General features: G+C 50.1%; 20 protein-coding genes. All 20 read left to right on the top strand.

The window, feature by feature from the left end:
- The first annotated feature begins 37 nt into the window (after positions 1 to 37).
- The 20 genes from mfd (at position 38) to nadC (ending at position 24,520) form a co-directional block, all read left to right on the top strand.
- The gene (gene mfd, locus MUG84_RS25680) at positions 38 to 3,562 is read left to right on the top strand and encodes a transcription-repair coupling factor (protein WP_244730929.1); all 3,525 of its coding nucleotides are present in this window, start codon (positions 38 to 40) and stop codon (positions 3,560 to 3,562) included.
- Positions 3,549 to 4,625: a peptidylprolyl isomerase gene (locus MUG84_RS25675; protein WP_244730928.1), complete on the top strand. Its 1,077-nt coding sequence runs from the start codon at positions 3,549 to 3,551 to the stop codon at positions 4,623 to 4,625. Before mfd ends, MUG84_RS25675 begins: the two co-directional genes overlap by 14 nt.
- Before the next feature lie 252 nt (positions 4,626 to 4,877).
- Positions 4,878 to 5,420 (top strand): stage V sporulation protein T, encoded by a 543-nt coding sequence (gene spoVT / locus MUG84_RS25670; RefSeq protein ID WP_280521513.1) that lies wholly within the window; start codon positions 4,878 to 4,880, stop codon positions 5,418 to 5,420.
- 142 nt (positions 5,421 to 5,562) lie between these two features.
- Complete coding sequence (locus MUG84_RS25665) at positions 5,563 to 7,206, top strand: putative polysaccharide biosynthesis protein (RefSeq protein ID WP_244730915.1); 1,644 nt, start codon at positions 5,563 to 5,565, stop codon at positions 7,204 to 7,206.
- A 95-nt stretch (positions 7,207 to 7,301) separates the two neighbouring features.
- Entirely contained in the window at positions 7,302 to 8,792 is a 1,491-nt protein-coding gene (yabN, locus tag MUG84_RS25660) for a bifunctional methyltransferase/pyrophosphohydrolase YabN (protein WP_244730914.1), read from the top strand.
- Positions 8,793 to 9,036: 244 nt separating this feature from the next.
- Complete coding sequence (locus MUG84_RS25655) at positions 9,037 to 9,309, top strand: HU family DNA-binding protein (protein ID WP_244730913.1); 273 nt, start codon at positions 9,037 to 9,039, stop codon at positions 9,307 to 9,309.
- A gap of 1 nt (position 9,310) precedes the next feature.
- A complete protein-coding gene (locus tag MUG84_RS25650) occupies positions 9,311 to 9,589 on the top strand; it encodes an RNA-binding S4 domain-containing protein (RefSeq protein ID WP_036712748.1) in 279 nt (92 codons plus the stop codon).
- A 171-nt stretch (positions 9,590 to 9,760) separates the two neighbouring features.
- Positions 9,761 to 10,042, top strand: a complete 282-nt coding sequence (gene yabP / locus MUG84_RS25645; protein ID WP_244730912.1) for a sporulation protein YabP — start codon at positions 9,761 to 9,763, stop codon at positions 10,040 to 10,042.
- Positions 10,039 to 10,623, top strand: a complete 585-nt coding sequence (yabQ, locus tag MUG84_RS25640) for a spore cortex biosynthesis protein YabQ (RefSeq protein ID WP_244730911.1) — start codon at positions 10,039 to 10,041, stop codon at positions 10,621 to 10,623. Before yabP ends, yabQ begins: the two co-directional genes overlap by 4 nt.
- Positions 10,624 to 10,684: 61 nt before the next feature.
- A complete protein-coding gene (locus MUG84_RS25635) occupies positions 10,685 to 11,044 on the top strand; it encodes an FtsB family cell division protein (protein WP_244730910.1) in 360 nt (119 codons plus the stop codon).
- A gap of 127 nt (positions 11,045 to 11,171) precedes the next feature.
- Positions 11,172 to 11,660 carry a S1 domain-containing RNA-binding protein gene (locus MUG84_RS25630; RefSeq protein ID WP_244730909.1) on the top strand — a complete coding sequence of 163 codons (489 nt, stop codon included), beginning with the start codon at positions 11,172 to 11,174 and terminating at the stop codon, positions 11,658 to 11,660.
- Between the two features lie 416 nt (positions 11,661 to 12,076).
- Positions 12,077 to 14,581, top strand: a complete 2,505-nt coding sequence (spoIIE, locus tag MUG84_RS25625; RefSeq protein WP_244730908.1) for a stage II sporulation protein E — start codon at positions 12,077 to 12,079, stop codon at positions 14,579 to 14,581.
- A gap of 114 nt (positions 14,582 to 14,695) precedes the next feature.
- Positions 14,696 to 15,436 carry a vWA domain-containing protein gene (locus MUG84_RS25620; protein ID WP_244730902.1) on the top strand — a complete coding sequence of 247 codons (741 nt, stop codon included), beginning with the start codon at positions 14,696 to 14,698 and terminating at the stop codon, positions 15,434 to 15,436.
- On the top strand, positions 15,420 to 16,367 hold the full coding sequence (locus MUG84_RS25615) for a serine/threonine protein kinase (RefSeq protein ID WP_244730900.1): 948 nt from the start codon (positions 15,420 to 15,422) through the stop codon (positions 16,365 to 16,367). The genes MUG84_RS25620 and MUG84_RS25615 overlap by 17 nt, the downstream gene beginning before the upstream one ends.
- Positions 16,368 to 16,452: 85 nt before the next feature.
- The gene (gene tilS, locus MUG84_RS25610; RefSeq protein ID WP_244730898.1) at positions 16,453 to 17,904 is read left to right on the top strand and encodes a tRNA lysidine(34) synthetase TilS; all 1,452 of its coding nucleotides are present in this window, start codon (positions 16,453 to 16,455) and stop codon (positions 17,902 to 17,904) included.
- Between the two features lie 47 nt (positions 17,905 to 17,951).
- Positions 17,952 to 18,491: a hypoxanthine phosphoribosyltransferase gene (gene hpt / locus MUG84_RS25605; protein ID WP_244730896.1), complete on the top strand. Its 540-nt coding sequence runs from the start codon at positions 17,952 to 17,954 to the stop codon at positions 18,489 to 18,491.
- A 113-nt stretch (positions 18,492 to 18,604) separates the two neighbouring features.
- Positions 18,605 to 20,683, top strand: a complete 2,079-nt coding sequence (gene ftsH / locus MUG84_RS25600; RefSeq protein ID WP_244730893.1) for an ATP-dependent zinc metalloprotease FtsH — start codon at positions 18,605 to 18,607, stop codon at positions 20,681 to 20,683.
- Positions 20,684 to 21,020: 337 nt separating this feature from the next.
- Positions 21,021 to 21,959: a quinolinate synthase NadA gene (gene nadA / locus MUG84_RS25595; protein ID WP_244730891.1), complete on the top strand. Its 939-nt coding sequence runs from the start codon at positions 21,021 to 21,023 to the stop codon at positions 21,957 to 21,959.
- 85 nt (positions 21,960 to 22,044) lie between these two features.
- A complete protein-coding gene (gene nadB, locus MUG84_RS25590) occupies positions 22,045 to 23,670 on the top strand; it encodes an L-aspartate oxidase (RefSeq protein ID WP_244730889.1) in 1,626 nt (541 codons plus the stop codon).
- Entirely contained in the window at positions 23,660 to 24,520 is an 861-nt protein-coding gene (gene nadC / locus MUG84_RS25585; protein ID WP_244730887.1) for a carboxylating nicotinate-nucleotide diphosphorylase, read from the top strand. The genes nadB and nadC overlap by 11 nt, the downstream gene beginning before the upstream one ends.
- Positions 24,521 to 24,528 lie beyond the last annotated feature (8 nt).

Below are 24,528 nucleotides of genomic sequence, written 5' to 3'. Positions count from 1 at the left end.
AAGAATTCTAAAAGTAAGCATGAGAGAGGTGCCCCTTTTGTTACAAGCACTAATAGAAGCGTTTTCTAAAGATCCGGATTTACAATCCGTGATCGCCGGAGTGAAGGCTGGAATGAAAGAACAGCTGGTATCCGGTTTGTCGGGCTCTGCACGCCAAATGATGCTTGCAGCATTGTTTGAAGAAGTGAAGCGTCCGATGCTGATCGTAACCCACAATATGTTTTCCGCCCAAAAAATCGCGGAGGATTTGCAGGAAGCGCTTACAACCGATCGAGTTCTTCTCTACCCAGCCAATGAGCTGGTAGCTGCTGAATCAGCCGTATCTAGCCCTGAAACCCTGGCCCAGCGCATTGATGTGCTGATGAGATGTGCACAGGGATTTTCTGGTGTCGTCGTTGCGCCTTTTTCCGGTGTGCGTCGGTTTCTTCCTTCTCCTGAGGTGATGGGCAGCGCCCGAATTCGGATTGAGGATGGAGGAACGCTGGCGGTAGATGAATTTGTGTCCCGGATGATCGAAATGGGTTATGAACGGGTGGAACGTGTTGAAAGCAAGGGCGAAATGAGCCTGCGCGGCGGCATTATTGATTTTTATCCGATGACATCGCAGCTCGCATACCGGGTTGAACTGTTTGACGATGAGGTGGATTCGATCCGTACTTTTGATCCGGCAGATCAACGATCTATCGATAAAGTCAAAGAAGTGAACATTACGCCTTGTAAGGAAATTATCGCCGATGGGCACCGGCTGGTGCAGGCCGCGGAGGCCGCGGGACACTTGCTGGAGGAGCAGCTTGGCAAGATGACGGACCGTCAGGCCAAACTGCGCTTAACCGAAGAAATGAACCGGGAAATAGAGCTCCTGCGCGAGCATATATATTTCCCTGAAATCTATAAATATATCTCACTTCTCTATCCGGAGCGTAGAACTCTGTATGATTACATGCCGAAGGATACGGTACTCATTTTGGATGAGCCAGCCCGTCTGCTGGAGACCGCAAGGCAGTTGGAGCGTGATGAGGCGGAGTGGAATCTGCATCTGCTTCAAAACGGTAAAACGTTACCGCAGCTGCATTTGTCTGTGGAGAACGAGACGGTACTCTATCACCGTCCGTTCCAAACGATCTTCATGTCTATTTTCCTGCGTCAAGTGCCGCATACCCAGCCGCAAAATATTCTAAATTTTATTAGCCGGGGAATGCAGGACTTCCATGGTCAAATGAATGTGCTCAAATCAGAAATGGAGCGCTGGCATAAATCCGGCGTTAAGGTCATCATGCTGGCCAGCGGAGAAGAGCGGCTAGACCGGATGCGGCGCGTGCTTCAGGACTACAATATCGATGAACCGACGATGCTTCAGGGTAACTTGCAGACGGGATTCGAGATGCCTTCGATTCATCTGGCTGTCATAACCGAAGGTGAAATGTTCTCGCAGAAGCAGCGCAAAATCCGCAAGCTTGGCAAAAACATAGATAATGCCGAACGTATCAAGAGCTATACCGAGCTGAAGGTCGGAGACTACGTCGTCCACCAGAATCACGGAATCGGGAAATACATGGGCATCGGTACACTCGAAATCAACGGCATCCATAAAGATTACATGCATATTCTGTATGCCGGGGGCGACAAGCTGTCGGTACCGATTGAGCAGATTGACCTGATTCAAAAGTATGTCGGTTCCGAAGACAAGGAGCCTAAAATCTATAAGCTGGGCGGCAATGAATGGAATAAAGTTAAAAGTAAGGTGCGTTCCTCTGTACAGGATATCGCCGATGATCTGATCAAGCTGTACGCGGAACGCCAATCGACATCGGGTTTTGGCTTCGAAAAGGATACGGCCGAGCAGCGCGAATTCGAGGAAATGTTCCCGTATGACGAAACGCGGGACCAGCTCCGTGCCATTGAAGAAATTAAAAAAGACATGGAGCAGAAACGCCCAATGGACCGACTGCTCTGCGGAGATGTTGGTTACGGGAAAACCGAGGTCGCCATTCGTGCTGCTTTCAAGGCGGCAATGGAAGGCAAACAGGTTGCGGTGCTCGTACCGACAACGATTTTGGCACAGCAGCATTATGAAACCTTCCGCGAGCGTTTCTCCGGATATCCAATCAATATTCAAGTTCTCAGCCGTTTCCGTTCACGGAAGGAACAGAATGAAACGATCAAGGGCATCCGTCAAGGAACGGTGGACATTGTCATCGGTACTCACCGTCTCTTGTCCCAGGACTTGATCTTTAAGGACCTGGGCCTGCTGATTGTGGATGAGGAGCAGCGTTTTGGCGTCACGCACAAGGAAAAGCTCAAAAAGCTGAAGACGAATGTCGATGTATTGACGCTGACGGCGACCCCAATTCCGCGCACGCTGCATATGTCGATGCTGGGTGTACGTGATTTGTCGGTTATTGAGACGCCGCCGGAGAACCGTTTTCCGGTGCAAACCTATGTTGTCGAATATAGCCAGACTCTTGTCCGTGAGGCCATCGAACGAGAGCTCGCGCGCGGAGGCCAGGTGTATTATCTGTATAACCGGGTACAGGGTATCCAGGAAATGGCGAGCCAAATTACAGCATTGGTGCCGGATGCCAAAGTGGGCATCGGCCATGGTCAAATGTCCGAATCGGAGCTGGAAAAGACGATTTTGGACTTCCTCGACGGCGAATATGACGTGCTTGTAAGTACAAGCATTATTGAGACCGGCGTAGATATTCCGAACGTCAATACGCTGATCGTGCATGATGCCGATAAAATGGGCTTGTCCCAACTTTACCAGCTTCGCGGACGTGTAGGCCGGTCAAACCGGATCGCTTACGCCTATTTCACCTACCAACGGGACAAGGTACTGACTGAGGTGGCCGAAAAACGGCTCCAGTCCATCAAGGAGTTCACGGAGCTCGGCTCCGGCTTCAAAATTGCCATGCGTGATCTGTCCATCCGCGGTGCAGGAAATTTGCTTGGTGCGGAGCAGCACGGCTTTATCGCTTCGGTCGGTTTTGATCTTTACTCGCAAATGCTGGCTGAGGAAATTAAGAAGCGGAAAGTGTCTATGCTTGGAGAGAAAGAAGAGCCGTCGAAGGCGTGGAATACCACGATCGACATCGGCATCGATGCCTATCTGCCAGCGGATTATATCTATGATAGCATTCAAAAGATTGAGATTTACAAGAAGGTCGCTGTGGTGGGTACCTTTGCAGACGAAAGAGAGCTGAATGATGAGCTGCAGGACCGATTCGGAGAGCTGCCGTTGGCGGTGGTTAACCTGCTTACTGTGGCCCGTTTGAAAATATACGGCAAAATGTACGGCATCGACTCTATTACCCGGCGCGGGGACGATCTTTTGCTCAAGTTTTATGAAGGTCAGGAGAAGAAGGTCAGCACGGCAAAACTTGCCCAAGTTGGCAATAAATTTGAAAGACGTGTACAATTTGAGCAGGAGTCCCATATGTCGATCCGTATCAAGGGCAAGGGGCTCGATGACGGGCAGCTTCTCAATTTGCTGGAGCAATTTCTGAAGGCAATTCGAGAGCTGTTTAAATCGAAGGAGGAGCTTCAGGATGTTGTTCAATAACAAAAAAGCATGGAAAGGTGTTATACTCACCCTTATTACTATTATGGCCGTATCCATGCTGGCTGGCTGCGAAAAAAGCGAGTCTGCAGATAAACAAGACTCCAGCAAAGTCGTGGCAACTTATAAAGGCGGGCAAATTACCGAGAAAGAGCTTGAAACACAAAAAAGAATTATCTCTTTCATGTCTCCGGATTATGCCCAGCTCGTCAATATGAACGAATTTCAGGATTATCTTGTCAAGCAAATGATTGCTTTTCAATATTTAAGCGACAAGGCGAGCGATGCCGCGAAAAAGGAAGGCGAAAAGCAGGCTACCCAGGTATTGGATATGAATAAAAAGCAAATGGGAGACAAGGAATTTCAGAAGGCGCTTGATAACGCGAAACTGAATGAAGATGATCTGAATCAGTACCTGGTACAAACCATGACCGCCATGTCGGATATGACCAGCAAGGTTACGGAAGAAGAAATTAAGAACAAATACGAGGAAACCAAGCAGGATTATACCGTGGCTTCGCTTCATCATATCCTGATTGGGCTGCAGTACGGGGACAAAAAAGAACGCACCAAGGAAGAAGCGCTCAAGATTGCCAAGGATGTGAAATCCCAGCTCGATCAAGGTGCGGATTTCGGCGAAATGGCCAAAAAGTATTCCGATGACACTGCGACCAAGGACAACGGCGGGGAGTATAAGAACTTCACCTTAGGGCAAACGGGTGTGAGCGAGTTCAAAGAGAAGGTGTTGAGCCTGCCGCTGAATCAAATCAGCGATCCGTTTGAATCTACCCTCGGCTATCATATTGTGAAGGTAGATTCTCGCGAGGAAACGCCGTATGACAAGCTCACTGCGGATCAGAAGAATAGTATCAAGCAGAATTTGGGCGCTGCCAAGATCGACAACTTCATGCAGAACGATCTAAAGAATATTATTCAAAAGATTGATCTGCCGAAGTCGACCGAAGCGCCAGCTGAAGGAACGGGAAAGGATAAATCCAGTACTGAAGGCACGAATGGCACAAACAAAGAGGACGTAAACAAAACTGAGGGTACGAGCGGCAAATAAACCGGGATTATGGAACTAAAAGGCAGCTACTTAAAAACGCGGAGAAATCCGCGTTTTTATTTTATGATCTTGTTTGGCCCTTCCTTATGCAAATGCGCTGTTGACCGCAACTATTCATCCCAAGATCATGTATAAGGAATTGGGAAAGGATGAATACTATGGTCAGATATCACACTTATATTCCTGGGACACTCATCTTCCCATCCGAACAGTAGTTGAAAAATCTTCTCGAGAAAGCGGGGCAACATGTCAATGAAAGCTACTGGAATAGTCCGTCGTATTGATGACCTGGGCAGAGTGGTCATCCCCAAAGAAATCAGAAGAACACTGCGTATCCGTGAAGGAGATCCGCTTGAAATTTTTGTTGACCGTGACGGAGAAGTTATTCTGAAGAAATACTCCCCGATCGGAGAACTTGGCGATTTCGCTAAGGAATATGCTGAATCGCTTTACGAAGGTATAGGACACATCACAATCATTTCCGACCGTGACACGTTTATCGCCGTAGCCGGAGGCTCCAAGAAGGAATATTTGGAGAAACAAATCGGCTCACAGATCGAAGGCTGCATGGATCACCGGAAAACATTGCTCGAAACGAATGGCGGCAATTACGAAATTAGCAAGGATCACCAAGAAACGCTGTCGTCCTTTGTAGCGGCGCCTATCATTTCAGGCGGCGACCCGATCGGAACGGTGATTCTTCTCAGCAAGGATGATTCTGTTAAAATGTCTCAGCTGGAAATCAAAATGGCTGAAACTGCAGCTGCATTTCTCGGTAAACAAATGGAGCAGTAAACCATTCAACTCCCGCTTTGCAGGCCAAACGGCCATGCGAAAGAAGCGGGAGTTTTTTGTGTCCGCTTTCCCAGGTATAATGAAAGCTGGCGGTTTTTTTGCCTATTGTTTTTTTAAAATCGGGAAGAAGTAGGGAAACTGGATGAAGGAAGCGGGGACATCCTCGAAGATCATGCAAGGGGCGTTTGTGCTGAGCATGGCCATGGTGCTTTCGAAGCTGATTGGAACGCTGCAAAAAATACCGCTGCAAAATATGGGCGGCGATGTCGTTTTTGGTATTTATAATACAGTTTATCCGCTTTACACCGTCATGATTACGGTCGCGCTGGCCGGATTTCCGGCGGCGATTTCGAAATTTGTTGCCGAGGACGCGGCGCTGGGCGGGCGGACAAGGAGCAGACAGATCATCCGGATTGGATCCGTAGTCATGGTGGTTTCCGGCATTCTGTTCGGAGAGGTCATTTACTTTGGCGCTCCGCTGATTGGGAGGATCATCGGTAATGCAAGCGTTGTGCCGGCTCTAAAGGCCTCGTCTATTGCGCTGCTCTTCGTGCCGCTGATGTCAGGTCTGAGAGGGTTCTTTCAGGGGCATCAGAATATGATGCCGACCGCGGTCTCTCAAATCACGGAACAAAGCGTGAGAGTTACGTTCATGATCATACTGCTTGTGTATCTAACTTCAATTGGCGCATCTGCGGAGCATATCGCGGCCGGGGCCCTTCTAGGCTCGGCAGCCGGTAGCGCGGCAGGGCTGATCGTGATGGGCGGTTACTGGCGAGGTTATCGTAAAGGCAAACATGCGGTCATGGATGACTCGGCCCCGGCCACCGATGGCAATGAGGCGCACCAACAGAGTGGCAGGCTGCTCTTGAGCATGCTGAAGTATGCGATACCCATATGTCTGGGAACGCTGGCGATTTCGCTGGTAAGCCTGGTAGATACCTTTACCGTGCCCCGTCTGCTTGAGACTGGTGGAGCGGGGGAGACCGAAGCGATGGTCCAATTCGGCGTTTATAATCGCGGCATGCCTGTGGTACAGCTGATAACCATGCTGGCCACGTCTTTGTCTGTTTTGTTTATTCCCGCGCTGGCTGAAGCAAAGGTCGTAGGTGACAAGAACTTGATTGCAGAACGCTGCCGCCTTTCCCTTCGGTGGTTCTGGCTGGTGGGGATGGCCGCTTCCATAGGGATCGCCGTATTGGCGGAGCCGATCAATATCGCGCTCTATGAGGATGGAACGGGGACCGGCGTGATCCGCTGGATTGCCTTCACGGCAGCCGGCAGCGCGCTTAGTATTATCTCTGCCGCCCTGCTGCAGGGCATTGGCATCGTGAGGGCACCGGCGCTGCATCTCTTGACCGCAGCGGCGGTGAAGGCACTGCTTAACCTGCTGCTGGTTCCGCAGCTGGGCATTACCGGCGCGGCCATCGCCAGCGTAGCCGCGCATTTTCTGGCAGCAGCGCTGAATATCGCGCTGCTCATGCGCCGTACCGGCCTGCGCATCAGCGCCGGTACGCTGCTTGGCAAGCAGGCGGCTATCATCGCCTGCATGGCCCTGGCGGCGGGCGCCGCCATGCTCGCTGCGGACGCGCTGCTGTCCGCACTCGGGCTGCACGCCCGCATAACGGCAGCCGCGGCCAGCCTGGCTGGGGCCGCGGCCGGCGGCGCCGTGTTCCTGGCCGGCGCCGTCAAAACCCGCCTGCTCAGCGAGCAGGAGCTGCGCATGCTGCCGAAGATCGGCGCTCCGCTCGCCGCCCTGCTGCACAGACTGCGCCTTCTTCCATAGCAAGACGCATATTTTTGTTCGCTAAAGCAATCATGATATAGTATATATGCTACCAAATACCGGAAATAATGATGTATAGAGCGGGGGAATGAAGGATGAGTGCATCCATAACAATTGTCGGCTTGGGATCCGGAAATCCGGACCGCCTGACCATGGGGATTGTCAAAACATTGCAGCAGGCTTCGGAGGTATATATCCGGACTAAAGAGCATCCGGTGATGTCGGTGCTGGATGAACTGCAGGTTACCATGCAGTCCTTTGATCATATTTACGAAGCCCGGGATTCCTTTCCCGAGGTATACGCGTCCATAGCGGATACTTTGCTTGCGAAAGCAGTTTCCGGACAATCCGGATCGGTGATCGTGTATGCGGTGCCGGGACACCCAATGGTCGCCGAGTCTACCGTGCAGATTCTCCGTGAGCGCTGCCCGCGTGAGGGTATCGAATTGACCATCCTGGGCGGGGAATCCTTCCTGGATGAAGCCTTTATCCGTCTTGGATTTGACCCGATCGAGGGCTTTCAGCTGCTGGATGCCAGCGGACTGAATGCAAGCTTTCTCCAGCCGCAGCTGCATACGGTAATCGGCCAGGTGTATGATACCTTTACGGCTTCCGACGTCAAGCTCGCATTGATGGAGCTTTATCCGGAGGATTATACGATTACCGTTGGCCATGCGCTTGGAGTAGAAGGGCAGGAGCAGATTCTGCAGGTGCCTCTGTATGAGTTGGATCGGGTGGACGGATACGGCAACCTATCGCTGATTTATGCGCCTCGAAGCGAGGATGAGATGCTGCGCCAGCGCACGTTTACCCGGCTTCACGAAATTGTCGGTATTCTCCGCAGCCCGGGGGGCTGTCCATGGGACCAGGAGCAAACACATGAATCCATTCGGAAGAATCTGATCGAAGAAACCTATGAGGTGATCGAGACGATCGATGAGGATGATCCAGAGCATATGCAGGAGGAGCTTGGAGATCTGCTGCTTCAGGTGATGCTGCATTCGCAGATGGAAGAAGAGATCGGCACCTTTAATGTCTTTGACGTGATTCAAGGGCTTAATGACAAGCTGATTTTCCGCCATCCTCATGTATTCGGGCAGACACAAGCCGAGGATGCAGAAGCAGCGCTTCAAAACTGGGAACAGATGAAGGCGGAAGAGAAGCGCCGCAAAGGTCTAAAACCGGAGCAGGCTTCCGTTTTGGATGGAATTCCGAAGGATCTGCCTGCGCTGATGAAGGCCTACAAGCTCCAGAAGAAGGCTTCTAAGGTGGGCTTCGATTGGGATCAAATCAGCGATGTTTTTCTTAAAATCGAAGAGGAACTGGCTGAGCTCCGCGAAGCTGTCGAAAAAGGCTTTGACCCGGAAGAACAGGTGGCAGAACTCGGAGATCTGCTGTTCGCCGCTTCCAACGCCGCACGCTTTCTTCATGCCGACCCGGAAGAAGCGCTTTCCAGAACCAACCGCAAGTTCATCCGGCGGTTCCATTTTATCGAGGAAGAACTGCGGGCACGGGGCAAGACCGTGGAGGAGAGTACACTCGAGGAAATGGACGCTATTTGGCAACAGGCTAAAAATCAGGTATGATAAGGACTTGACCTGCTTAAAGTCCGTGTGCAGCATCGGCATGGGCGAGTCAGCGAGGAAGTACAATTGTCGACGTTTTGACAAGGATTTCCTCGTAAATAATAAAATTTTGGCGACACTAAGCAGGAATTCGGGCAGGGCATCAAGAATAACCATACACATGAAAATGCGGAAGTGATTGCATGCGTATGCCTTCATGACGCACCTATACTTATTTTTTTGTATATTGGGAGGATAATAATTTATGAACAAGACAGATCTGATCAACAACATTTCGACTAAAAGCGGCTTGACCAAAAAAGACGTAGAATCCGTTCTGAACGGTTTTCTTGGTGAAATCACCGATGCTTTGGCAAACGGCGACAAAGTGCAATTGATCGGCTTCGGCACATTCGAAACTCGTAAGCGTTCCGGACGTACTGGCCGTAACCCTCAAACCGGCAATACGATCGAAATTCCAGAAGCAAACGTACCTGCTTTCAAAGCAGGCAACAAGCTTAAAGAAGCCGTAAAATAAGATGCGTGTCGATAAATTCCTAAAGGTATCCAGGCTGATCAAACGGCGTACCGTAGCCAAGGATGTCTCGGATCAAGGCCGGGTTCTGATTAACGGCAGAGAAGCAAAGCCCAGCAGCACCGTGAAGATCGGCGACGAAATTACGGTACAATTCGGGCAGAAGCTGGTCACCGTTAAGGTGGAAAGACTCGCTGAGAGCACCCGTAAAGATGAGGCCGCAAGCCTGTATTCCTTGGTCAAGGAAGAACCGATTGCAAAAGATAACGGTTTGAATTGGTAATAAGCACTTTCATAGTCAGCATATATAGGCACTCTCCGGATTTTCGGGGAGTGCTGTGCTATTTTTCAGAGTACTCTTTACATTCATGAAGCTTCTGAAGTTCTTGCTGCACATGGTTCTAAACCGCAATCGCCCCCCATAAGCTATTGGTAAGAAGGAGGGGTACATGCCATGATCGAGCCATCGAAAAACAAACAGCATGAGCTGCATTTGCTGAACCGCAAGCAGCTGAACCTGACAGGGGTCCATAATGTGGAAAGCTTTGACAGCGAGGAGTTTCTGCTTCATACCGAGCTTGGACACCTGACCATCAAAGGACAAAATTTACATATCAAAAATTTAAGCCTTGAGGAAGGCCTGCTCTCCATTGAAGGCTTGGTCCATTCAATGGTTTACTTGGATCCCGGTTCACACGGCAAAAATAAGGGAATGCTCGGCAAGCTGTTTAAATGACTCCGCAAATTCAGTGGATCACCCTGCTCTGGATGCTGTTCTCGGGAGCAGCGATGGGACTGGCCTATGACAGCTACCGGGTGCTGTCGGGCCAGCTGCATTTTCCAAGATGGACCCTCCACGTTCTGGACCTCTTCTATTGGTGCGGTGCCGCTCTTTTTGTATTCAGAATGCTGTATGTCAGCAATTACGGGCAGCTTCGGTTCTATGTCTTTGTAGGACTCTTTCTGGGAGTATGGGTATATTTTTTATTCTTAAGTGTTACAACTCAGCGTTTTGTGGTAATGTTAATAAAGGTAGTACGTTATTTAATCGATGTGCTGAAGCGACTTTTCAGGCTCATGGTATGGGCGCCGATCCGTATGCTGCTTAAGCTGCTGAAGGGACTGGCCGTCATGCTTGGCAGCCTGCTCATGTTTGTTTTTCACGTTGTGCTGAAAATATTGCTGCCTTTCTGGAAGCTGGCGAAGTGGATGTTCAGGCCGATCACCTCGCGTCTTCGGATGTCGAAGTGGCTTGACAAGCTTATAAACTCTGCAGCCCTTCTTTGGAACAAATGGTTCCCGAAGAATGAGGAATAGAGGAGTATAGCAGCCAAGTCTAGAAATAAAAGGCTACAATGCCCTGTAAAGGAGGAGACCTATGGGAAAATACGCTGCCAAGGAACAAGAACGTACGCAGGCAAGAACAACTCAGGATAGCAAGACCGTCCAAAATGCCGGCGCGCGCAGGCGGCTAATGATCTGGCTTACTTTTATGGTCGTCTTTATGGGGTGGGCGGGCTATACACTTATCTCTCAGCATTCGCAAATTGCGGACAAGAGTACCGAGCTTGACAAGAAGAAGTCAGAACAGCAAATGACGAACCAAACCCAGGATCAGCTGAAGACCGAAGTAAAAAGGCTGAATGACCCTGAATACATCGGGCAGCTGGCACGCAAAAATTATGGAATGTATTTACCAGGGGAAACCCCCATCCATACAGAGGAAACTAACCCATAATATAAGCGCGGAAACGGGGTTATTACTCAGTTGACCTCAGTTTGCGCTTTATGTATAATCAAATCACCACAGCCAAGGTTTGACTCAAATCTTGTTGTATATTTTTAAGGGAGGATCATTTTATTCTATGGCAATCGAAGTGGGCACCAAGTTAGAAGGCAAGGTGACAGGCATAACGCATTTTGGAGCATTTGTGGATCTGTCAGGAGGTGTCACGGGTCTCGTTCACATCTCGGAAATCGCCGATAATTACGTCAAGGATGTCAACGATCACCTGAAGATCAATGATGTTGTAACCGTGAAGGTGATCAATGTCGACAAGGACGGGAAGATCGGACTTTCCATCAAACAAGCTGTTGATAAGCCAGCATCCGAAGCTCGGCCTCCAAGAGGACCAAGACCGGAACGGACCGGTGGCGGAAATGGAGAGCGGTTTGGCGGCGGCGGTGGAGGCTACAATCGTGAACGTGGCGGGCGCCCATTTAAGCCTGCGGCCAACAAACCTTCGTTTGAGGATAAAATGTCACGTTTCCTGAAGGATAGCGAGGAACGCATTTCTTCCATCAAGAAACAAACGGAATCCAAGCGCGGAGGACGCGGCGCCAAACGTATGTAATTGCATGCTCAGGACGAGCGCACCGATCGCTTGATAAGTCCAATTGTTCAGCATCGCTGAAACTTTTGAATTCTATGATCTTAAGATAAACCGCAGCAGGTTCGAGCCTGCTGCGGTTTTTTTGTCGCTCCAAAAAAAAATTACCGACAGCATCCAACTCAATTCCGGTTCTGTTTATAGCAATCGCTAGCGGATTCTTGGAGAGAGACCCGGGAGTGCTGACACTGGCTGCAAGCTCTCATACAGCTCAAATAGGCAACGCTAAAGGAAGTCTTGGCCCATTCCCGACATTTCGCAGGACGGGCTTTTTTGTCGGAAATTTCTTTGAAGCCTGTCCGCTGTTATGACAAACTTTCATGTTTCAAGGCCTCTATAATGAGTACCATCAAATCTATCGAAATGGTGGTGCGAAGTACATGGAGAAGTTGAACGTAAACATTCCCGGATGGAAGACGCTGCAAGGAGAAGCGGTAATGGAGGATCATGGATGGATGGGACAACTGCGAAGTATGCCTTTCCTCCAGCGTCCGCTTCAGCTGTTTGCAGCCAAGAAGTGGGTGATGCTGCTGACACTGATGGCATTTTTACTCGGGAAAGCCATGATATTGAATGAGCTCACCCCATTTGCGATTGCCTACTTTGCCGTTATTGCCTTTATGCGCCGTGACTATTTGCTTCCTGTCACTGCTGCTCTTATAGCTGGGAGCCTTTTTGCCCCCTTTCCGGTACCGCTGATCATTACGGCTGAACTCCTTATTTTTTATTTCATCCATCGGGGACTGAACGCCTTCGAGCATGCCGAATTGTCCTACGCGCCTCTGATGGTTTTTGTTTCTTCCTTCGCCGTTAAGCTGTTCACGATCATGATCGGCCCGTCATTTACCTGGTACGCACTTCTGATGGGTTCACTGGATTCAGTCCTCAGCTTTGTGCTTACGCTGGTGTTCATCCAGGCGATCCCGGTATTCACTTACCGTAAGAAGAATTATCAGCTGCGAAGTGAGGAAATTCTTTGCCTCATTATCCTCCTGGCTTCTGTTATGACCGGGGCGGTAGGCTGGACCGTATACTCCTTATCTGTGGAGCACGTGCTCTCTCGCTATCTCATTTTGATCTTCGCTTTAGTAGGCGGAGCGCCACTTGGGGCGTCGGTTGGCGTTGTCACCGGACTTATCCTGAGTCTCGCGGATATATCTGCTATCTATCAGATGAGTTTGCTCGCTTTCTCAGGCATGCTGGCCGGTATGCTGCGTGAAGGAAGGAAAGGCGCCGTAATGATCGGGATGCTTTTGGGCTCTTCGATCCTATCCATTTATTTTAGCGGCCCGGCTGATGTCATGACCTCCACATGGGAATCCTGTGCAGCGATTGTGTTATTTTTGCTGACGCCGAAATCGGTAATCACCATGATCTCCAAATATGTTCCCGGAACGAACGATCACAGCAAGTCTCAGCATGAATATGCCAAGCGGGTGCGCGATCTGACGGCAGAGCGGGTCACCCAATTTTCCCAGGTGTTCCGGCAGTTATCTCAAAGCTTCGGACAGGTAGCCGGAGCCGAGGAGGTGAGCAAGCGTAATGGGGAAATGGAGCATTTCATGAATGCTGTGGCGGAAGGGACCTGCTCTACCTGTATCAAAAAGAGTCACTGCTGGGATGCGAAATTCTATCAGACTTATAAATATATGACGGACGTAATGACCGCGGTGGAGGACAACCCGGAGATCACAAACCAGCAAATTCCGAAGGAATGGGCGCGAATCTGCGGCAGAACGGGCGAGGTGCTTCAGGAAATGAAGCAGCAGTACAGCCTCTATCAGCATGATATGCAGTGGAAACGCCAAATATACGACAGCCGCTATCTTGTTGCCGAGCAGTTGTCGGGCGTATCGCAGGTGATGGAAGATCTCGCGCGGGAGATTCAGCGGGAAGGACAGGCCATGTACCGGCAGGAAGAGCAGATCCGCGAAGCACTGGAGCAGCTCGGCCTTTCCATTCAGGGCATTGAGATTATCAGTCTCGATTCCGGGCATGTGGAGATTGAAATTGTTCACGCTTTCACACGCGGTTATGACGAATGCCGCAAAATTATCGCACCGCTATTGTCCGACATTTTAGATGAGCATATCGCAGTGCTCCATGAATCACCGGTCTCTTCCAAGGATGGTCTGGCGACGGTGATGTTCGGTTCGGCCAAAACCTTCGAGATTACAACCGGGGTTGCTGGAGCGGCAAAAGGGGGAGATCTGCTGTCCGGAGACACTTCCCGTACGGTGGAGCTGGGCAACGGCACCTTCGCGGTAGCGCTCAGCGATGGCATGGGCAACGGTGAACGGGCCAATCAGGAGAGCAGCACCGCATTGTCTATTTTGGAGCAGCTGCTGCAAAGCGGCATGGATGAGAAGCTCGCGATCAAATCGGTCAATTCCATTCTGATGCTCCGTTCGCCGGATGAAGTATATGCCACCGTTGATATGGCGCTGATAGATCAATATACAGCAGAAACCACCTTTATGAAAATTGCTTCCACGCCAAGTTTTATTAAACGCGGTCTTGAGGTGATTCCTATTTCCGCAAGCAATTTGCCGATCGGCATTATTCAGGATATTGAGGTGGACCTTGTAACGCTGAAGCTTCAGGCAGGCGATATTGTCATCATGATGACCGACGGTGTTTACGACGCGCCCGGACATGCCGTCAACAAAGAGCTATGGATGAAGCGGATGATTCAGGAGATCGACAACGAGGATCCGCAGCAGATCGCAGACATTCTTTTGGAAAAAGTAATCCGCTATCAGCAAAATATCATCCATGATGACATGACGGTAGTCGTAGGGAAGGTCGAGCATTACCGTCCGGAGTGGAGCACCCTGCATGTGCCTGGGCTTGAACGGATGGAGCGTCCACGAACCGTGAGCTGATAGGACCTTCGAATGACACGAAAAACACAAGGGGAGGAATGATAACGTTTGGAATCTCTCAAAAGTGGAAATGCTAGAAGCAAGAGAATGCCACTTTTGGGAGGATGATAGATCGTGAAGCAGATTCTTTTGATAACAGATGGATGCTCAAACGTAGGGACAAGCCCGGTGCTGGCGGCAGCCCATGCTTTTCAGGAGGGAATTACGGTCAACGTGGCGGGGGTGGTAGATTACGGAACGATTGGCGAGCTTGGAAGTCTGGAAATTGCAGAAATCGCTAAAGCAGGAGGAGGTGTCAGCCAGGTCGTAGGCACGGGGCAGCTTGCCCAAACCATGCAGATGATGACACGCAAAACGGTGGTTCAGACTATTCAGCAAGCGGTTAATAAAGAGTTAAAACAAATATTGGGGCAACCAGCGCTAGAGGATCTGCCTCCTTCACAGCGTTCACAGGTGGTTCAAGTTGTCGATGAAATGACGGAAACGACGCCGCTTCAGGTTGCGTTATTGATTGACGCAAGTGCCAGTATGAAGCCGAAGCTTGGTGCGGTGGAGGATGCGATTCGCGATCTGATGCTTAGTCTTCAGGCGCGTGAAGGGGTGAGCGAACTCGCCGTATTCCATTTTCCGGGACGCCGGAGCGGTGAAGATGCGGTGATGGACAGCGATTGGACCCGGGATGCAGGTACGCTTAGATCTCTTTTTCAGCGACTTCAGATGAAAGGGGCTACGCCAACGGGGCCTGCCATCATGAGGGTGATTGATTTCTTCCGTTATGGTACACTAGATGAACATCAAACATGGCGGGGAAATACCGATGAAGGAGACGGGATACTCGGTGACTACGTCGTCTAACCCGGCGTATCCGGCCGGTACGGTCATTACAGGAAAATGGCGCAAAGGCCGTTTTGTCATCCGGCGTATGCTGGGTAAAGGTGCTAATGGGATTGTATACCTTGTACAAAAAGAAGGCTCAAGCATTCCCTATGCTCTTAAAATGGGATATGATACGCTTGATCTTCAATCCGAGATCAATGTGTTGATGTCTTTACAGTCCAAACGCAAGTCTTCGGATTCGTCCAAGGGCGGTTCCCGCATGTCCTATCTGCTGGAAGTGGATGATTTTAGAGGTCAGGACGGGGACATACCCTTTTACGTTATGCGTTATATCCGGGGCAGCTCACTCCATCATTTCATACGCAAACGCGGCCGAGAATGGATTGGCCTCACCGGACTGCGGCTGCTGGAGAAGCTGAGCGGGCTGCACCGGTCGGGTTTTATTTTCGGTGATTTAAAACCGGAGAACGTGATGGTATCCGATGTCGGCCACGTGGAGCTGATTGATTATGGTGGAGTGAGCTCCATCGGGCGAAGCGTAAAGCAGTTTACGGAGTGGTATGACCGAGGATACTGGAATGCCGGCTCCCGTACAAGTGACGAGGGTTACGACTTGTTCGCGTTCGCTGTTTTGATCATACAGCTTTTGGATGGGGAAGAGCTGAAGAACGCTGCCTCGCAGCACTTGCCTCAGACCCGGAGTCCGGGCCAGCTGCTTTCCCTCGTTCAGCGGAGTTCGAGCCTAAAGCCATATTCGGAGTGGCTGAAACGGGCGATCCGCGGGGATTTTTCCAGTTCGCAGGAAGCGCTGAAGCTGTGGAAGGAAACCATTTATACACCAGCTTTGGTCGGCAAGCTGCCTGGCAAAACACCGCGCTGGCTGATTAATGCCTTTGCCCTTTCGGTCATCATCGTATGCCTTGCGTGTGTATGGGCGTTCTTCCTGTAAGATGCCTGTGAAGAGAATGGGTGAATGAAGTAAAAAAGCAACAGAGGTCAATACATAGGGTGTGCTGTAGAAGAGGGGATCTGGGATGGAAAGCAGGACTGACCTGAATACGCTGATGGAGCATGTTCTCCATACTGCTGGAGAGCATAACTTATGGGTGCCACATGACACGATCATAGTCGCAGTATCCGGCGGACCGGATTCTGTGGCTCTTTTGCATGTGCTCCATCAGATTTCAAATCGGTACATTCCGCTGCGCCTCATTTGCGCCCATGTCCATCACGGGCTGCGTGCGGAGTCGGATCAGGAGGCAGAGCTTGTCCGCAGTTTGGCGCAGCAGCTGAACCTTCCATTCGAGATGGTGAGAATCGATGTTCCTTCTTATATGAAGGAAAGCGGTAAAGGATTTGAAGAAGCAGCGCGAGACAAAAGATATGCTTTTTTGCACGAAACGGCGCAGAGGCACGGCGCGGCATCCATCGCCTTGGCTCATCATGCCGATGACCAGGCGGAGACCGTTTTGCTTCATCTGCTGCGGGGCAGCGGCCTTGGAGGCCTGAAAGGCATGAAGATCAAAAGACGTGAAAAAAATGTGGAACTCATTCGTCCTTTTTTACGTATATACAAAACGGACATCATGAACATTTGCAGGCAAAACGGTTATGCGTACGCTATAGACAGTTCCAATCTCTCCAATCAGTACCGACGAAATGCGATTCGGCTGGATGTGCTGCCTTTTTTGGGGCAATATAATGGTCATATCCGGCAGTCGCTGGTTCAACTGGCCGATATTGCGGGTGCGGAAGATGATTACATGGAGCAGGCTGCAGATCATGTATATCATGATTTGGTGCAGCATAAGGATGGAGGGCTCCACTTCCAGACGCCTTCTTTTTTGGCCTTACATGTCGCTTTACAACGAAGGTTGATTAAACTAATATTAAATTATCTGTCAGCAGGCATTGAAATCGCCGATTTTCACAAGATTGAATTGATCCGCCAAGGTATTGTTCAGAATAAAAGCACGACCTGGAGCCTTGATATTGGAGGAGGCTTGGCCTGCATACGCGAATACGATATGATATTGTTTATGCATAAGCCGACAGAGCAGTCCAAGAGCTATACATACGAGCTTCAAACTGCTGTTCCGGAACTCTTTATTCCTGAAATTGGCAAGAGGTTGAAAGTGAAGATGCAGCCGCCCCATGATCGCTATTTTTCCAACATGGCTGGGGCCTGTGCTGAAGCAGTATTTGATGCCGATGAGCTGATATTTCCATTAACACTCCGCTCAAGGCTGCCTGGAGATACCATGAAGGTCATGGGATTAAACGGAAGCAAAAAGGTAAAAGATATTTTCATTGACGCGAAGATACCTCCATCCATACGCTCCCGCATTCCCGTGTTAGTTGATGGTTCAGGCAACATGATCTGGATACCGGGGGTTAGGCGCTCCATACACGCTGCTGTTGGAACACAGACGACAGCCGTTCTCCACATGTGCCTGGAGGAAACAGAGACAGTGGAGCACCTGTAATTGTCACCACAAGACTTTCATAGTATAAACGTAGGAGGTTCGCTCAGTTGCAAAACGATATTCAAGAAGTTCTCATCAGCGAAGAAGAAATTCAGAAGAAAATTAAGGAACTTGGAGCAGAGCTCAGCAAGGTTTATGAAGGACGCAATCCTTTGGTTATTTGTGTACTGAAAGGTGCGTTTATTTTCATGGCCGATTTGGTTAAAAATATGACAGTACCCATTGAACTTGATTTCATGGCTGTGTCGAGCTACGGCGCATCCACCAAATCATCGGGTGTCGTCAAAATCATCAAGGATTTGGATGTCCCTGTTGACGGGCGCGATGTACTGATCGTTGAAGACATTATCGACAGTGGTCTCACGCTCAGTCATCTGATCGAGCTCCTGAAGAGCCGTAACGCCAAATCGACGTGCGTATGCACCCTGTTTGACAAACCTGCGCGCCGCACCGTGAATCTGGAAGCGGACTACACAGGCTTCACCCTGCCTGACGCGTTTGTCGTTGGATACGGTTTGGATTACGCAGAATACTACCGGAACCTGCCCTACATCGGGATCTTGAAACCGGAAATCTATTCTCACTAATGGTGATACTCCAGCCCATGGACTTTACGATGGTTCATGCTAATACCACCTCTGTTGAGATGGTCAGACAGGCTATGGTAAAATAATTTAAGTGTTTTGAGAGGAGGTAGGGGATGAATCGGTTCATCCGGAATTCTGGTTTTTATTTGATTCTTTTTTTAGTTGTGGTGGGCATTGTCCAGTTTGTAAGCAGCAGCGGTGAATCTGCTCATAATCCTAGATACGATGAATTTCGGCAAGAAGTCAAAGCTGGCAATGTGAAGGAAATCACGGTCCAGTTTGACGGTTACGCCTATCTCGTAAATGGTAAATATAAGCAAAAACCGGACGGAGTTAAATCCGACAGCTTCTCAACATACATTCCGGCTACAGATTCCGCGATTCAGGAATTAGTGGATGCCAGCGACAAAACCGGCATGCAATTTACCCAAAAGAAAATGGAGGGTGATAGCATTTGGCTGACGCTGCTTTCTTCCATGATTCCTTTGGTCATCATGTTCGTTCTCTTCTTCTTCCTGTTCAATCAGGCGCAGGGCGGCGGAGGCAAAGTCATGAACTTCGGCAAGAGCCGCGCCCGTCTATATAATGAGGAGAAGAAGAGGGTCACATTTGAAGATGTAGCAGGAGCCGATGAAGAGAAGCAGGAACTCGTCGAGGTCGTAGAATTCCTGAAGGATCCACGCAAATTTGCCGCAGTAGGCGCACGTATTCCTAAAGGGGTACTGCTCGTAGGTCCTCCGGGAACCGGTAAAACGCTCCTCGCTCGTGCGGTTGCTGGTGAAGCTGGTGTTCCTTTCTTCAGCATTTCCGGTTCTGACTTTGTGGAAATGTTCGTGGGCGTTGGTGCATCCCGTGTGCGCGATTTGTTTGAAAACGCCAAGAAGAACGCACCATGTATTATCTTTATCGATGAAATCGATGCGGTTGGCCGTCAGCGCGGCGCCGGTCTTGGCGGTGGCCATGACGAGCGCGAACAAACGTTGAACCAATTGCTCGTAGAGATGGACGGCTTCGGGGGCAACGAAGGCATTATTATCGTGGCAGCAACGAACCGCGCCGATATTCTCGATCCTGCACTCCTGCGTCCGGGACGCTTTGACCGTCAAATTACGGTAGATCGCCCAGACGTGAAAGGCCGCGAAGCGGTATTGAAAGTCCATGCACGCAATAAGCCGCTGACGAAGGATGTTAAGCTGGATATCGTGGCTAAACGTACCACAGGCTTTACCGGTGCGGAGCTGGAGAACCTGATGAACGAGGCTGCCCTGCTTGCGGCACGCCGCAACCGGAAGGATATCTCCATGCGTGAGGTCGACGAAGCGATTGACCGTGTGATCGTTGGTACAGAGAAACGCAGTCGCGTGATCAGTGACCGCGAGAAACGGATCGTTGCATATCACGAAGCAGGTCATACCATTGTCGGTTACTTCCTCGAGAATGCCGATATGGTGCATAAGGTTACCATTATTCCTCGCGGCCGTGCCGGCGGATATGTCATCATGATGCCGAAGGAAGACCGCATGCTCGTGACCAAGCAGGAATTGCTGGATAAAGTAACAGGCCTCTTGGGCGGCCGTGTGTCTGAGGAAATCTTCATCGGTGAAATCGGCACAGGCGCATACAGTGACTTCCAACAGGCAACGGGCATTGTCCGCAGCATGATTATGGAATACGGTATGAGCGAGAAGCTTGGACCGCTGCAGTTCGGTTCGACCCAAGGCCAGGTATTCCTCGGCCGTGATCTCGGACATGAACAAAACTACAGCGATTCAATCGCATATGAAATCGATCAGGAAATGCAGCGCATGACCAATGAATGTTATCAGCGTTGTAAAGATTTGCTCATCAAGCATTCCAAAGAGGTTCATCTCATCGCGAATACGCTGCTTGAGAAAGAAACGTTGGAACTTGATCAAATCAAAGAACTGATCGAAAAAGGATATCTGTCGGAAGACGGATCAAGCGACGGCGAAGACGAAGGTTCCTCCGAAAACGGCGCGCCTGTCATTGACTCGATCGGCGATGTGCGTGTTCGCATTCAAGGCAAGGAAGATAACTCCGATTTGCCAACGAATGAAGTTCCGAATGAAGTTCCGGAGAGTCCTTCGGACATTCCGAACGATCCAACGAACCCGCCGGCAGACGATTCAAACAAAGGTAACGGGGGCACACCTCCCGGAACGATATCCTAAAGGATACGCTTGAACTATAGCATCATGAATTAACCCGGAAGACGACGGCAATCGTCTTCCGGGTTTTTTGCTGTCACCCGTTTCAAAGTTTCAAATTTTATTTTTTAGGTGAATTACAAATTACATGAGAACGGAGTGCATGAAAGCGGCGCCACAAAAGGATTTTTCATGCATTGAGCCATTTACGCTTCATCATTGTGCCCAATTGACAGTCCGAGAAACCTTGTGTACATTAGTTGGTAACTGAAAAACCCTCGAAGCTTGGACACCCAACTTTGAGAGAATTTTCACAAATATATTTGTCGTGTATGACTTCATAAAAAGGAGTGGGTCGCTGGTGGAAGCTCTTGCGCTGCAGCATAAAGAGGAACAAAAACGGGAATTAACAGAGAAGCTGATGCAGCTTAAAAAAGAAAGAAACGCTATTATCCTTGCTCATTATTATCAGAGGGATGAAATTCAGGAGGTTGCTGATTTCCGTGGCGATTCCTTTTTACTTGCCCAAAAAGCGGCGCAAACCGATGCGGAAACCATCGTATTCTGCGGCGTACATTTTATGGGGGAAAGCGCCAAAATCTTGGCGCCTAACAAAACGGTTCTCATTCCGGATGAACGTGCAGGATGTCCAATGGCGGATATGGTGAACGTAGACGGTCTCCGGAAGCTTAAAGCTCAGCATCCCAATGCCAAGGTTGTCACATATATCAATTCATCGGCCGACGTCAAAGCGGAAACGGATATTTGCTGTACTTCCGCGAACGCTGTAAGGGTGATCCAGTCTTTGGACTGTGACGAAATCATCTGGGTGCCGGATAAAAATCTCGGGCATTATGTGCAGCAGCATACCGACAAGAAAATGATTATTTGGGAAGGATACTGCAATACTCATGATATGCTGACCGTCAAAGACGTGGTTGAGATGAAAGCCAAACATCCAAACGCCCAGTTTGTGGTTCATCCGGAATGCCGCCCTGAAGTTGTCGCGATGGGGGATTTCGTAGGAAGCACCACTGCGATTATTGATTACTGCAAAAAATCCGACTGCCAGGAATTTATCGTGGGTACGGAGGATGGAACAGGATACCAGCTTCGTCTGGACAGTCCGAACAAGACTTTCCGTTTTGCTACAAAGTATCTTGTATGCCCGAACATGAAAGTGAACAATCTCAAAAAATTGGTGAAGTGTCTGGAAACCATGAAGCCGCAGATCTATGTGCCGCCTGTTGTTGCAGATCAAGCCCGCATTTCCTTAGAGCGCATGTTACAGGTTCAGTAGGGCGCAATCAAGAAAATTAGAGCAACTATTTTTTTGATCGCACCAGCATGCGCTACTCTTTCTCTTAAGACAGGTGAATGGATCCATGATTCCACAGTATTTGGTTGACTTTGACTTGCAATCCTTGCCCTGTATAGAAACCGATGTCATTGTAATTGGTTCGGGGATTGCGGGATTATATACGGCCATTGAGGCTGGCAAAGACCATAGCGTTATCATGATTACCAAAAATGCTCTTCTGGAAAGCAACACCCGCTATGCTCAGGGAGGGATCGCCGCCGTTACTTCGGAGGACGACTCTCCCACCTACCACCGTGAAGATACGCTGATGGCCGGAGCTGGATTATGCTCATCAGCTGCTGTCGATGCACTCGTGAATGAAGGACCGGAAGGTGTACAAGAACTGATTCGTCTGGGTACATCCTTCGATGTTGAGAACGGGGAGCTTGCTCTAACCCAGGAAGGTGCACACAGCCGCCGCCGAATTCTGCACGCGAATGGGGATGCAACCGGCTTCGAGATCGTGAGAGCGCTCGCTGTACAGGTTCAGTTGCATGAACGCGTGAAGTTATGGGAGCATCATTTTGTGATTGATGTGCTCTCCTCTCAAAACGAATGCATTGGTGCTCTGATACAGCGCCCTGATGGACAGAGGGTGTACGTGAAAGCTGCTGCCACGATTCTGTGTACAGGAGGAGCTGGTCAGCTCTACCGCTACACGACCAATCCGGATGTGGCGACTGCAGACGGCATTGCCATCGCCTATCGGGCCGGGGCACAAATCCGTGATATGGAGTTTATCCAATTCCATCCTACGGCTCTGTGCTACCCGGGGGCACCGCGCTTCCTGATTTCGGAGGCTGTACGCGGTGAGGGTGCTGTTCTCAGGAATATCAAGGGCGAACGTTTTATGGAAAAATACCATGATCTGCTCGAGCTTGCTCCACGTGACATCGTTGCGAGGGCCATTGTCAGCGAGATGGAGGACACTAAGTCCACGTTCGTGTATCTGGATATTACGCATGAACCGGAGGATATGATCAAGCACCGTTTTCCCACCATTTACGAAACCTGCATGAATTACGGGCTGGACATGGCGGCGGATTGGATTCCGGTTGCTCCGGCTGCGCATTATATGATGGGTGGAGTCAAAACGGATCTTAATGGGGAAAGCAGTGTGTCGCGTCTGTTTGCCTGTGGCGAGGTCTCCTCGACAGGTGTGCATGGTGCTAATCGTTTGGCGAGCAATTCACTGTCTGAGGCCATCGTTTTTGGCAAAAGAATTGTGAATCGGATCAGAGGTCTTAAACCTCTGAGCGCAGCCGGGGATATTTTGGATATTTTCCACGTAGATAAGGAACGGATGGGAGCTCCGAAGCAGGCGATCATTGAACGCAGACTGAAGCTGCAGAAGGTGATGGTCAGATACGTCGGACTAAGACGGAACGAGGCGCTGCTTTATAAAGGGATGGAAGAGCTGAAACGCCAGCTTCCGATTTTTCATGGGGAGCTTACCCGCAAGGAAGAGTTTGAGTTCGCAAACATGCTGATAAGCTGTCTACTGGTTACCTGTGCCGCACTGGAACGCCAGGAGAGCCGTGGGGCGCATTATAGGGAGGATTATCCTCATAAAGACGACGCGATGTGGCGGAAGCATTTGCTTCAGCATCGTGAAGATGAAATCATGGAGGAATTCAGCGATGATGTTTAACGGATATAACGAGGGTCTGGTGGAATCGATCCGCTTGTGGCTGAAAGAGGACGTAGGCTCCGGCGATATTACGACCATGACGACGATACCGGCGGGACATGAATCGAAGGGTATTATCCATGCGAAGGAGGCGGGCATTGTGGCCGGTATTCCGGTCGCGGAGCTTGTGTTCCAGGTAGTTGACCCTTCCCTCTCGTTCACAGCCCATGTCAAGGACGGAGATCATGTGGCAAAAGGAACGGTACTCGCGGTTGTGGAAGGAAGTACGCATCATATTTTAACCGGTGAACGGATCGCCTTGAACCTGCTGCAGCGCCTGTCGGGCATAGCCTCCCGAACCCGGATGTTCGTGGATGCGCTTGAAGGGCTTGAAGCGCGGCTGGTAGATACACGCAAAACGACGCCGGGACACCGCATGCTTGAGAAATATGCCGTACGGGTCGGCGGAGGATCTAATCACCGGTTTGGGCTGTATGATGCCGTTATGATTAAGGACAACCATATCAAGGGAGCAGGGGGCATCCGCAGAGCGGTGGAGCGCGCACGCTCCCATATTCCACACACGATGACGATCGAAGTGGAAACGGAATCGCTACAGCAGGTTGAAGAGGCTTTGGATGCTGGAGCAGACATTATTATGCTGGACAATATGGACAAGCCAATGATGAAAGAGGCCGTTAGACGGATCAAATCCAAGGCTCCCCATGTCCGTGTAGAGGCTTCCGGAAATGTTTCGTTACAGACGGTTAAAGAAATTGCTGAGTGCGGGGTTGACGTGATATCTGTAGGGCGGTTAACCTATTCTTTTGAGAGCCTGGACATCAGTTTGGATCTGGGCGCTGTCAAGTAAAGGAGGAA

The organism is Paenibacillus mangrovi (genome assembly GCF_022898935.1).
Taxonomy (GTDB): domain Bacteria; phylum Bacillota; class Bacilli; order Paenibacillales; family Paenibacillaceae; genus Paenibacillus_AQ; species Paenibacillus_AQ mangrovi.
Note: the sequence above shows the minus strand (reverse complement) of the source record. Positions and strands in the feature narration are given on the sequence as shown.